Genomic DNA, 11,631 nt, shown 5'->3' on the forward strand with positions numbered 1-11,631 from the left:
TGTCAGTTGGTAAGATTAGATTCTATTTGGCTAGAAGGTACGAGCCAAAGTGGTAAAACTACTCGTTTGGTAGAGCAATTTTGCCAGTGGATGCAAAAACCAAAAGGAAAACAGGTGCAGCAAAGACTAAATCTGCAACTTGCAGAACCAGCAGTTTTAGTTATGGCAGCAAATGACGATAATCGGCGAGTATTAGTAGATCGTCTAGTTGCAGCTACCAGTGGTAAATATCCTATTCGTGCCAAGACACCTTTAGGATTTTTTCAAGATGAAGTAATCTTATTTTGGCCCTTGCTCATTAGTTTACTCAACCTCAAAGCGCAATTTCCAGTCAGGCTGCGCCCAGAAACAGAGCAAGAGTTAGCAACTATGCTGTGGAAAGAGCAGTTAGACACATCATTTATTTCTGGAATCAGCGAGTATCGGTTGGTGCGGCGGATTCTTGACTTACTGCAACTAGCAGCTTACAGTGGTACACCTTGTGAGGACATTAAAACAGTCTTGGAGCAGGGCTTAGTTGAGTCAGAAGGCGGGGGAGAACTGGAAAATGAAGCGATCGCCCGAATGCTAATAGAGTGGCGTAGTTGGTGCTGGCAGAGGGGTTTACTAACTTATGGCATAATTACCGAACTGTATTACCAGCATTTATTACCAGATCCGCATTATCAAGAGCATTTACTGCGGCGCTATCGGTACGTACTAGCAGATGATGTGGATGATTATCCTGGTGTAGCGCGGTACTTATTTGAGTTTTTGTTAGATCGAAGTGTAGTTGGTGCTTTTAGTTATAACCTTGACGGTGGAATTAGGTTGGGGTTAGGTTCAGATCCGCAATATTTAGCCGATTTGCGATCGCGCTGCATAGTAGAAACGTTACATCAATCGCCATTGCAGTCTCTAGCAGATACTTTAGCTGTACCAGTGGTGGAATTAGTAACTGAGCCGCTAACGCTGTTGACGCTGCCAAATACGATGCAATCGCTGCAAACTACTTCCCGCGCCGATTTGCTCAGAGAAACAGCTATGGCAATTATTCAAGCAGTAGAGTTAGGGGAAGTACAGCCGCAAGAAGTAGCCATAATTGCTCCTGGTTTGGATGCGATCGCGCGTTACACTCTAGTAGAAATCCTCAGTAAAAAGGGAATAATCGTTGCACCCATCAACGATCAGCGTCCTTTAAACAGCTATCCTATAGTTCGCGGCTTATTAACATTGCTTGCCTTAGTTTATCCAGGCTTAGGGCGTTTGGTAGATCGAGATGCGGTAGCTGAAATGTTAGTCGTACTCAGTCAAGACACATCAACTCAAAATGCCCACAAAATCGACCCTGTAAGGGCTGGTTTGCTAGCAGATGCCTGTTTTGAGCCGCACCCCGATCGCCCTAACTTGCTGCCCCATACAGCCTACGATCGCTGGGATAGATTGGGGTACGATGCAACTACTACGTACGAGCAAATATTGCAGTGGATAGAAAAGCAAAAAGCACAGCAAGAATTAAGGCTTTTACCTAGTCCAATTTCGCTGTTAGATAGAGCAATTCAAGACTTTTTATGGAAAGATAATAATCTGCCTTACGATTTGGTAGCAGCACTTAGAGAGTTATTAGAAACGGCTCAACATTATTGGGAAGTAGATGTGAGGCTGAGGCAAATAGAAGCTAGCGATGCGCCTGTAAATGCAACTATTGCTCAATTTATCCAACTGCTGCGGCGGGGAACTATTACCGCCAATCCTTACCCAGTACGCCCGATTGGTGCAGCTAGTCGTGCTGTAACGCTAGCAACGATCTTTCAATACCGTTCTAGTCGTCGCGCCCACAGGTGGCAATTTTGGTTAGATGCCAGTTCGCCTTTATGGTTGAGTGGTGGTGCAGCTACTTTGTTTGGTGCTAATTTATTTTTGCAGCATCGTTTTGCCCGTCCTTGGACGGCAGAAGATGCAAAGCAAGCAGATGAGGAGCGCTTGCAGCGAATTATCCGCGATTTGTTAGCTAGGGTGGGAGAGCGTGTTTATTTGTGTCATAGCGATTTGGCTGTAAATGGGCAAGAACAACTCGGTCCTTTGTTAAACTTGGTTAATGCTTCTATCCCCGTTGCTTCTGAAGTTGCAGCCACTCCCGAATCTCTTGAGCTAACCAAATAAGTTCGGCTTCGTCTAAAGTATGACCAAATGTAAAGGCGTGTAAATTTGTTGCTTTTCTCTCTTATTATTAAGCTTCTACTTCTTTGCTTTCTGCCTTCGTCGCATTGAAAAGAAACATCTTCAATTAATGAAGTGCCAGGAATATAGTCTTTATACTATGGCAAACCATAACGCGCGATCGTCTATGCAAAAATAATCTTTATATTTAGGGATATGGGTAAGTAACAACAACCATTAACCAGGCTATCCCCAAAAAACAATTGCATCCTTGTCGTTTCAAATGTTTATTGGCACTCTAGATGCGGGTTGCTTACTCTATAGTAGCGACATACCTTTTTTTGTTTTGGACGCGGCGGGATGTGACTTTTCGAGGCGCTAGAAAAATTCCTTACCCCAAATTGATTCAAAAAGTTCAAGGACGATAAGCAGCACAAGCGTAATAAATTGCAGTACCTAGTACACTGTTATCACCAGCTTCTTGAACTGGAAACTCAATTCCGTCAGGAGGTGGAGAAGGGATATTATTGATTGCTTTCTTTTGGTATTGAAACGCTAAAGTATTACATTCTGCTATTACACGAGAGCTTATTATCTCTCTATCGTCTACTAATCGCATATCAAATTTTACTAATGTGCTACTTTTAACAATGCTTCGATCGTCAATGAATACTTTACCACCATCTTTTGAGGTTCCTAAATCTACCCATATTGGACTTGCATAAGCTGTATTACTCATATTTATTAAACTTGTAAAAACTGCTACTGCTAGTAACTTTAACTTCATTTCCCTTTACTGTTTCTTTGTGCTACAAGTGTAGCTACCGCATCATTAGATACGTATCAGTAGCAGTACGGAATTTGCAGTTAAGATACGATAAAGATTTCCTTAAAAATATGGCAATTGGAACCTACGGCATCGCTCGATTTCAAAACGCAATCAAAACATCTATGTTACCGCCACAAGGCTAGCAAAATTCTGTTTACAATAACGATGATTTAACTGTTTTAATACTTGCGCTTCGCGTTCAAATAGTTTGAGGTTTTTCCATTGGATTTGTCCGCCAAATGCTAGAAACTTGACTACTACAAAGGGCTTTTCAGGTAACTCTAAGTAAGTGGCTAACCAGGTTTGACGTGCTGTATTGTCAGCTAACTTTTGATGGAGTTGACAGCGGTTTTGGATGATTGCGTCTGCTTGTAGCATAATTGTCTGCTGCTAGAAGATATCTGGATCGATTCCCCTTGCTCTTAACTTGTTAATTAACTCCTGTGTCTTACGTCGCTCTTGTTCTAGCTGCTGCTGGGCAATTTCTGCCCTTTCCTCTGTTGAGAGCAATCTATTTCCTTGGGAGTCATACCAGTATAACCATTCCCGATTCCAACCCCGATAGGTTCCCTGCGCTCTACCAATCCCTAAACCAATTTCCGGTAGAAAAAATGGTTCGTCTGATTGCAGTACATATTTTCCCTGCACCAAACGATACACCTCAAAAGGACTATGGTTGTGGCGAGTGGAATATTCTGGATTGTAGACTGCGTAGTAAGTCACGCCCATATTGGCATAGTCATCTTTCTTAGTGTCGTACTCTCCCCCATAGCTTTTAGAGACATACTCTAGGGCGATGATAGGAAGAACACCCTCTTGCCAAACTACATAACTCAACCTGCCGCCTTGCCGAGGCAACCGTTGTACTCCTAGGCACAAGAACCCATCAGGGACAATTGGTGGCTTCTGCTGGTCGTAGTAAACACCCATATTGATGCCCCAGAACCAATCGTTACGGTGACTCCATTTCCAGGACAGAATATCTTCCAGCAAAGAGGCAATCAGGACTTGTAGTTGACTATCCACAGGCTTATGGTCAGTTTCAGGCAGTTCTTCCTGTGTGGGCAGGAATTGCCACGAGTTGTACTGTACCATAACGACCCTCTTTAATGACTAATTGCTCAGATTTTAACGTGCATTGCTACTAGGCTGTATATCATGTTTGAGGCAAACGAATCTGGCTGAATTTATCCAATTTTGGGGCAATCGTCGCCACTCTAGTCCAATTATATGCTACTGAATCAGAATTGACAGTAGGTACAACATACCTAGATTCCAGACTACTAGATTAACTGAGATCCCGAAAATGATGCCAGCGATCGCCCATTTGCGCTGATGCGATTGAAATTGCTCTATACTTTGCCATTTGCGGCTTTTCCACGCCCATTCGTTGCCTTTCGCGCCTAAAGCGATCGCCATCGAAAACCCAACAATAGGAACCCACGCCAGTAACCCAATCCATACGCGATTGGAAACTAGCCAAAAGGGCGATAATAAAAAGGCTCCCCAATTCCAGCCTTGAATTTCTGCGGGTACTGGTACTTTTGTATCAAATAGACTGCCTTGCCCTGAGTTATTTTTTATACTTAATTGCGGTAATAGCGCTCCTGTTTCTAAGGCTTCAAGAGCAAGTTTTGCTGTTGCAAATCTCTTTTCTGGTGCAGGTTCAACTAACTGAGAAAGCCATTTTTTCATTGCCAAACTTAGCTCGACGTTAGCAAGTTGCGCTTGGAAGTTTTGCTGTGGTAGCTCGGCTAGCATTATGCCAGTCAAAAGATGAATTAGGGTTGCACCTAATGCATACAAATCTGATGCTGGAATTGCTTTATCGCTAAATTGCTCAATTGGTGTGTAACCATAAGTTCCGACTACAAATGTATTTTCTCCGTCTTCATTTTGTCTTGCGACTGTACCAAAATCTATTAAATAAACTTGCCCGTCTGCGCTCAAAATTAGATTGCTTGGCTGAATATCGCAGTGGATTAATTGCGGTTTTTGCCCGTGTAGGTAGATTAAGATATTCAATACATTTTTAGCAATATCTTTAGCTTGCTCTTCGCTAAATTGTTCTCCTCGTGCTAATAGTTGGCTAAGTGTGTAACCAGGAATATAGTTTTGCACTAACCCAAACCAAGAGCTTTGTGCATCAATACTACTAAAGGTAGTATTTCGGCGATCGCTATCTTCAATGTTCGTACTAAAATAGTTTATAAATTTAGGAATTTGCGGATGATTTAGTTGTTTTAATACTTGCGCTTCGCGTTCGAGTAGTTTATGCTCTTCCCACTGAACTAAAAGATTAAATGCTAGTAATTTAATAATTACTAATTGCTGCTCTGGTGTTGCCAAATCTACTGCTAGCCACGTTTGACGGACAAAAGAATTTTTGATTATTTGTTGGAGTTGATAACGTTTATGTATAATTTGTTTTGCTTGCAGCATTTACAGCAATTCCTTACAACGAGCGCTTTTTATAATCTAACTATCAAAAATCAATTATCCTTTTATAAACCAGTAAATTATTTTTGTATATAATAATACCCAATCATATTTATATCGGTAGTTATATGTCTAAATAAATACAACTTTAGATAGACAGAATTTAACTAACGAGTTTGTACTTAGATTGTCCATTATTAATGTCAAGATAAATTTTTAATACAAAGAGGGAAAGTATAAAAGGCTGCGATCGTTGATATGTATATAGATAAGCATTTTCGCTCGATAAAATGTTTCTTCTAGTACACTCTAAATTCTGTCAAGGGCAGAATTATCATTGAATTAACGATCTATTACAATCTTAATTGCTTAAGTTGGAACGAAACGCCTGAATGAACTCGCTATACCAGCAAAACTATTGGCTCGGACGGTACGTTGACGATTATCAACGTTACCGCCTTGAAAAGTGGTTGGGTGGAGGCGGGATGGGCGATGTTTTTTTGGCAACCGATACTCGGCTAGGGCAACTGGTAGCATTAAAACTGCTTAAAGAATCTCTCGCCAAGACAGAAGAAGTCAAAGAACGATTTGAGCGAGAATTTGCAATTTGTGCAGCCCTCAAAAGTCAGCATATAGTTCAAGTACGAGATTACGGCGTAACTTCTGAAGGATACCCATTTTATGTAATGGAGTATCTGCAAGGACAAACATTAGGGCAAAGACTAACTAAACAACCGCGCCTAACAGTTGCCCAAACTTGCAGCATTGTCGCTCAAGTTTGCGCTGGCTTGCATTTAGCTCATCAAGGGATAGTGTTTTGGAATGGCGGCACAAATCCTGGCGAAAAAATCAAAGTCATCCACCGCGATTTGAAGCCAGACAATATATTTCTCGTTCCTACAGCTTTGGGAGAATTAGCCAAAATTATCGACTTTGGCGTTGCTAAAATTCGCAGCTTGCAAACTGAATACACCAATAGCACGACAATATTTTTGGGAACTTGTCGTTATGCTGCGCCAGAGCAACTAGGAGTATTTGCGACTTTAGACGAACGGGCAGATATTTACAGTTTGGGTGTAATGCTGTATGAAATGCTAGCGGGGATAGATCCATTTGGCTTTACAGCAGATAATAAAAAAGTTAGTGGTGAAACATGGGCAGCAGCACATACTTCGCAAACGCCTCAACCATTGCGATCGCAAAGTGGCTGTGAAGACTTAGCGCCCGATTTAGAAGCGGTAGTGATGCGCTGTTTGCAAAAACGCCCCCAAGATCGTTTCGCTTCGGTTAAAGATTTAAGTTTAGCTTTGCAATCGGCTGTAAGTGGAGTTCCTGTTAGTGATGTTTATTTACCAGAGCTTACATCTATTCCCATTCCTACAGAAATTCAACATAGGACAGGTGGTACTACTCGCATTAACCCAGCGATGGCGACGACGCTAATTAGGGAAGATACAACTCTACCTAAGCGCCAGCATAAGCTGCTATGGCGTAAATTTTTGTGGGCAATAGTTGGTAGTAGTATTTTGTTAGTCGCAACTGGCGGCTACTACGCCCATAAGTTATCTCGCAGTGCGATCGTCCAAGAAGTAGAACCAATCGAACCAGTTCCCGAAATTACTTTAACTAAAACTCTTACTGGTCACGATGATTCAGTTTGGTCTACTGCTATTAGTAATGACGGACGAACTTTAGTTAGCGGTAGCGAAGACAAAACTATTAAAGTATGGGATTTATCTACTGGTAAACTCCGCTATACTCTAACAGGACATACCGATACTGTGCGATCGCTTACTCTAAGTGCTGATGGCAAAACTCTTGCTAGTAGTAGTGGCGATAAGACAATCAAGCTATGGAATTTGCAGACGGGCGAACTGATTCGGACTTTAAGGGGGCATAGTAGTACAGTTTGGTCAGTGGCAATTAGCAGCGATGGGAAAACTTTAGTTAGCGGCAGCGATGACGATACAATTAAGGTGTGGAATCTACACACCGGACAGTTGAGGCGGATTTTGTTCGGTCATGCTGGTCCGGTTTTTTCTGTAGCGCTAAGTCCTGATGAAAAGACTTTTGCCACAGGCGGAAGCGATCGCACGATTAAAGTTTGGGATTTACAAACTGGTCGATTGCTGCGGACTTTACAAGGGCATTCTGATTCGGTGAGGTTTGTTGTTTTTAGTCCTGATGGTCAGCAGCTTGCTAGTAGTAGTTGGGATAAAACTATTAAAATTTGGAATTTACGTACTGGTAAGTTACTTTATACGTTGGAAGGACATACCGAGCGCGTAGTTGCTGTTGCATTTAGTGCTGATAGTAAGACCTTAGCAAGTGCCAGTATAGATAAGTGTATTAATATTTGGTCGTTGCCAACGGGTACATTGCTGCGTAAGCTTGGCGGTCATTCTGATTGGGTGTTGTCTGTTGCTTTTAGTCGCACAGGGGATACTTTGGTAAGTGGAAGTAAGGATAAGACAATTAAGATTTGGCAGTGGTAGGGGCGCGGCGGCATTACACCTATACTGAGATTGCGGTAAAAGAGCGCGATCGCGCTTAACAATAGTAATTATCCCCAAGGAGAACAAATATTAAACCAACGACAGATCAGGCTCAAGCAGCAGTTAGAGTTTGCCAAATGCTCTCAAGCTATTATCAACCCATAGTAGTCTTTCGCTACGATACTCATAACGAAGTCATTTATGTTTTGGCAGTTAAAGAGCGACAAGAAATAGAAGTTGTTATTTATCTCAGTGGGTTTTGGAGGTTCATTTGATGCATGAATTTGAAACAATGAGTATGGCAGAGCTAAAAAGCTACGTAATCAGCCATAGAGATGATGACGCAGCTTGGGCAAAGTATATCGCTTTATTAGTTGCTTCAGAGCAAAAATTGTATCCAGCGCCTATCGACCAAAAGGGTGTAGAAATTATGGAGCAAGCCTTTAGGGAACGACTAGGTTTACCTCAAGAAGGTGAAAGCTAAGTGCTACATAGACAAGCTTAAGTGAGAGCCTGTTTGAGTTTTGTGGACTTCAATTCGGGCTTGGAATGCTTCTTTGAAGTAGGGCATATGCGTGACGGCTAAAATGCAGGCAAAATCAGGGGCGATCGCATTGATCGCTGCAATTAGGCGATCGCATCCTTCGCGATCTTGCGTGCCAAATCCTTCGTCTACAATTAACATTTGCAAGGATGCACCAGAACGCTGCGCGAGTAATTTGGCTAGTGCTAATCTAATGGCAAAGTTGATTCTAAATGCTTCGCCACCTGAATATGTTTCATAAGCTCTAGTTCCGCGTGCGTCAGCAATTACTATTTCCAAAGTATCGATTAATTTAGCGTTTTTCTTGGCTGCTTTACCGCTGCGCCCTGCTTTTTGGGTGACAAATTGAACGTGCAACTGGTTAGCACTTAATCTTGCGAGTAATTGATTCGTCTCTGCTTCTAATTGCGGCAATACGTTTTCAATCATCAGTGCTTGAATGCCATTTTTACCGAAGGCTTGGGCTAATTCTTGGTAAATGCGGTGTTGCTGTCTGATGTCTTGTAATTGTTGCTGTTGTTGCTCAGATTGAATTTGCAATGCGTCTAACTGTGCTGATTGCTGTTGCAACATTCCTAAGTGACTGAGCAAATCGTCTAGTTCTCTGCGCCTGAATGCAAGCTTCTGTTCTAGGTTTTGGATTTCTGCTGTCGGATCGGGCGATCGCTCTAATTGCTGGACTAAGCTTTCTATTTGCGCTGCTAATAACTGCTTTTCTGTTAGTCTTTCTTCCTTTGCCTTGTTTAACTCCCCAACTCGTTGCTGCAATTCGGGATACTGCTGTTGGGCAGAAATTAGTTGCTGATGGCGCAATTGCCAAGCTTGAGACTGACGTAAAGCGCTGCGGAGGGCATTATGTTGTTCTAAGTTATAGCCTATTTCTTGAATGTGACTTTCTAAGGTAGCAATTGCGATCGCGCAGGGGGAATTGCGATCTTGTTGGTCTATTTTTGCTTGTAGTTCAGCTATTTGTGCCTGAATTTCTGGCTTGCGGGCGGCTATTTGCGCTTGTCTTTTTTGGGCATCTTTAATTTGAGCTTGACGAATTTCTGCCCAACGCCATCTTTCGATTTCACTACGGGCTAAGGCGTGATCTTGTTCGCTATAGTTGAGCGATCGCAACTGTTGCTGCACTTGTTGTAATTGGGCTTGCTTGTCAGCAGCATGATCGCCGCTAGAAAGCGATCGCTCTAATTTCTGTTTCTCAGTAGCAATTTGTTTTAATCGCTCTTTCGTATCATCTGTAACTGCTAGTTGTTCGGTTAATTTGCCTCTTTGTTCTCTTAAAGCATCGTATTGGGCTACTTCTTGCAATAATTGACGGTATTCCTGGCGCAACGTCTGAATTTCGCTATCTGTTGCTGCCATTTGATCCCTACTTACCCAAAATTGGTCTTGGACTTCTTGCTGTTGGGATTGAGTTTTCTGTACTACTCGATCCCAGTGATGTTTGTCTAAAGGGCGATCGCATAACGGACAAACAGCATCGGGATTTTGCAGCATTTGCATTTTCTGCTCTAATTCTCCGATCTGCTTTTCATAATCGCGCTGATGAGCGTGCAAGCGTTCGAGAAAATGACGGCGTTCTTGCCCTTTTTCGCGCACTCTATCTAGGTAAACTCGTTTTTTCTCTAATTCATCAATTTGCACGCCTACTTCCATTACTGCTTGTTGTAGGTGGGGTTGGCGTTGTTGCTGAGAACTTAATTGCTGTTCTGAAGTTTGGAGTTCTTCAATTTTGGCAAGAATTCGGGCTTGCGATCGCTCTAGTTGCATTTGCAAGCTTGTTTGCTGTTGCAATAAGGGCGATACTTCTAATTGCAAACGATCTAGTTGTTGCAACCGTTGACGTGCCTCTGCAAGTTGAGCTAAAGCGCTTTGCACTTCTGCTACTTTACTCAGGGTTTGTTCTATTTCTTGCTCTTGCTGCTGCAAGGCTGCTAATTGTCCTTCGGCGTGTTGCAACTGGCGCTGAATTTCGTTGATTTGCTGCGCTTTTTCTTGCTGCAACTGCTGCATTTCGACTGTAGCGCGGGTATGTTCTTGAAATTTGGCACTAAAGGCTTCTTCTTGAGCTTGCAAGCGTTGATATTCGCTATAACCTTCTGTAATTGCCTTTTGTTGACCTAGTAGCTCTCTAAGCGCTGCTAGCTGCCCGTTCGCTGCTGCTTGTTCTTGTTCTAGGCGATCGCTATCTTGGCTGAGATTTTGGTGTTGCTGTCTGAGAAATCCCAATTGCTGCTGCCAATTTTGCCTTTGGTGCTGCACTACTTGCAAGCTTTGCACTTTTACGTTGTCGTAGGCTTGCGCTTGTTGGAGTTGATTTACTTGTTCTTCGAGTTCTATACGTTGCTGGGCGATCGCGCTTCGTTGTTGCAACTGCCCTTGGATTGATTCTAAAAGTCTATCTAGCTGTTCTGCTTGCCCTTTAAAAGAACGTGACAAATCTTTTGCTCGTTCTTCTAAATCGTCATATTGATTTAGTTTGAGCAATTCTGCCAAAATTTCTTTACGCTCAGTAGGACGCTTGAGCATAAATTCATCGGCTCTACCTTGGCGCAAGTAAGCAGAATTGATAAAAGTATCGTAGTCTAGCTTGATATGGTCTAAAATTGCTTGCTGCGTGGCGCGTAAGCCTTTTTCTGTCAAAGCTTTGAAGCCGCTAGGTGTGGCGACTTGAAATTCTAAACCGCTGCTTTGTCCTCGGTAGCGAGTGCGAATTACTCGATAATTATGATCGTTGCTGCTAAAAGTAAAGTCAACGCGGACTTCTTTAGCACCAGTTTGAATTACATCATCTTCAGTAGAGGCGCGACTTTCTCCCCAAATTGCCCATGTAATTGCTTCTAGTAATGAAGATTTACCCGCACCGTTGGAACCGCAAATACAAGCTGTATGCAACCCATTAAAATCTAAGGTTGCATCCTGGTAGCTCAAAAAGTTTTTTAGGATTAGTTGGACTGGAATCATGCAAGCTTAAACGCCATACACCTGTATGTCTAGAAATAACAGTACATTTGCACTGTTGCCTAGTGTATCGACGCAGAAACAAGGATTATAGCTATTGTCTCTTTAGTTTTACAATTTTTAATACTTTAGGTGCATAAATAGAAAAAACTCTTGGGAGTCTTGCCGTGTTTCGACCCCAAGAGTTTTTTCAGTTCTGTTCGCTCCTCACACTCCTA

General features: G+C 42.4%; 9 protein-coding genes. 4 read left to right on the forward strand and 5 right to left on the reverse strand.

Going from position 1 to position 11,631, the window contains the following annotated elements:
* Positions 1–6 precede the first annotated feature (6 nt).
* Positions 7–2,142: a hypothetical protein gene (locus tag UH38_RS07700; RefSeq protein ID WP_045054057.1), complete on the forward strand. Its 2,136-nt coding sequence runs from the start codon at positions 7–9 to the stop codon at positions 2,140–2,142.
* Positions 2,143–2,554: 412 nt separating this feature from the next.
* Here UH38_RS07700 and UH38_RS07705 read toward each other — a convergent pair whose 3' ends face one another.
* The 4 genes from UH38_RS07705 to UH38_RS07720 form a co-directional block, all read right to left on the reverse strand.
* Positions 2,555–2,926 carry a hypothetical protein gene (locus tag UH38_RS07705; protein ID WP_045054058.1) on the reverse strand — a complete coding sequence of 124 codons (372 nt, stop codon included), beginning with the start codon at positions 2,924–2,926 and terminating at the stop codon, positions 2,555–2,557.
* Between the two features lie 162 nt (positions 2,927–3,088).
* Positions 3,089–3,346 carry a hypothetical protein gene (locus UH38_RS07710; RefSeq protein ID WP_045054059.1) on the reverse strand — a complete coding sequence of 86 codons (258 nt, stop codon included), beginning with the start codon at positions 3,344–3,346 and terminating at the stop codon, positions 3,089–3,091.
* A gap of 12 nt (positions 3,347–3,358) precedes the next feature.
* On the reverse strand, positions 3,359–4,063 hold the full coding sequence (locus UH38_RS07715; protein ID WP_045054060.1) for a Uma2 family endonuclease: 705 nt from the start codon (positions 4,061–4,063) through the stop codon (positions 3,359–3,361).
* A 138-nt stretch (positions 4,064–4,201) separates the two neighbouring features.
* Positions 4,202–5,410, reverse strand: coding sequence for a serine/threonine protein kinase (locus UH38_RS07720; protein WP_045054061.1), 1,209 nt, complete (start codon positions 5,408–5,410; stop codon positions 4,202–4,204).
* A 389-nt stretch (positions 5,411–5,799) separates the two neighbouring features.
* On the opposite strand from UH38_RS07720, the gene UH38_RS27100 reads away from it, so the two are divergent.
* From UH38_RS27100 to UH38_RS07730, 3 genes are all read left to right on the forward strand, one after another.
* Positions 5,800–7,902, forward strand: coding sequence for a serine/threonine-protein kinase (locus tag UH38_RS27100; RefSeq protein ID WP_045054062.1), 2,103 nt, complete (start codon positions 5,800–5,802; stop codon positions 7,900–7,902).
* A gap of 89 nt (positions 7,903–7,991) precedes the next feature.
* Positions 7,992–8,177 (forward strand): DUF6888 family protein, encoded by a 186-nt coding sequence (locus tag UH38_RS28110; protein ID WP_407640444.1) that lies wholly within the window; start codon positions 7,992–7,994, stop codon positions 8,175–8,177.
* A complete protein-coding gene (locus tag UH38_RS07730) occupies positions 8,177–8,386 on the forward strand; it encodes a DUF6887 family protein (RefSeq protein WP_045054063.1) in 210 nt (69 codons plus the stop codon). Before UH38_RS28110 ends, UH38_RS07730 begins: the two co-directional genes overlap by 1 nt.
* A gap of 3 nt (positions 8,387–8,389) precedes the next feature.
* On the opposite strand, the gene sbcC is transcribed toward UH38_RS07730, so the two are convergent.
* Positions 8,390–11,416, reverse strand: coding sequence for an exonuclease subunit SbcC (gene sbcC, locus UH38_RS07735; protein ID WP_045054064.1), 3,027 nt, complete (start codon positions 11,414–11,416; stop codon positions 8,390–8,392).
* Positions 11,417–11,631: the final 215 nt, after the last annotated feature.

Source organism: Aliterella atlantica CENA595, assembly GCF_000952155.1.
GTDB lineage: Bacteria > Cyanobacteriota > Cyanobacteriia > Cyanobacteriales > Chroococcidiopsidaceae > Aliterella > Aliterella atlantica.

What these genes read in the sequence shown, in the direction of transcription:
- UH38_RS07710 (WP_045054059.1), bottom strand. Translation starts at nt 3,346, where the DNA reads ATGCTACAAGCAGACGCAATCATCCAAAACCGCTGTCAACTCCATCAA.
- UH38_RS27100 (WP_045054062.1), top strand. Translation starts at nt 5,800, where the DNA reads ATGAACTCGCTATACCAGCAAAACTATTGGCTCGGACGGTACGTTGAC.
- sbcC (WP_045054064.1), bottom strand. Translation starts at nt 11,416, where the DNA reads ATGATTCCAGTCCAACTAATCCTAAAAAACTTTTTGAGCTACCAGGAT.
- UH38_RS07730 (WP_045054063.1), top strand. Translation starts at nt 8,177, where the DNA reads ATGCATGAATTTGAAACAATGAGTATGGCAGAGCTAAAAAGCTACGTA.
- UH38_RS07720 (WP_045054061.1), bottom strand. Translation starts at nt 5,410, where the DNA reads ATGCTGCAAGCAAAACAAATTATACATAAACGTTATCAACTCCAACAA.
- UH38_RS07705 (WP_045054058.1), bottom strand. Translation starts at nt 2,926, where the DNA reads ATGAAGTTAAAGTTACTAGCAGTAGCAGTTTTTACAAGTTTAATAAAT.
- UH38_RS07715 (WP_045054060.1), bottom strand. Translation starts at nt 4,063, where the DNA reads ATGGTACAGTACAACTCGTGGCAATTCCTGCCCACACAGGAAGAACTG.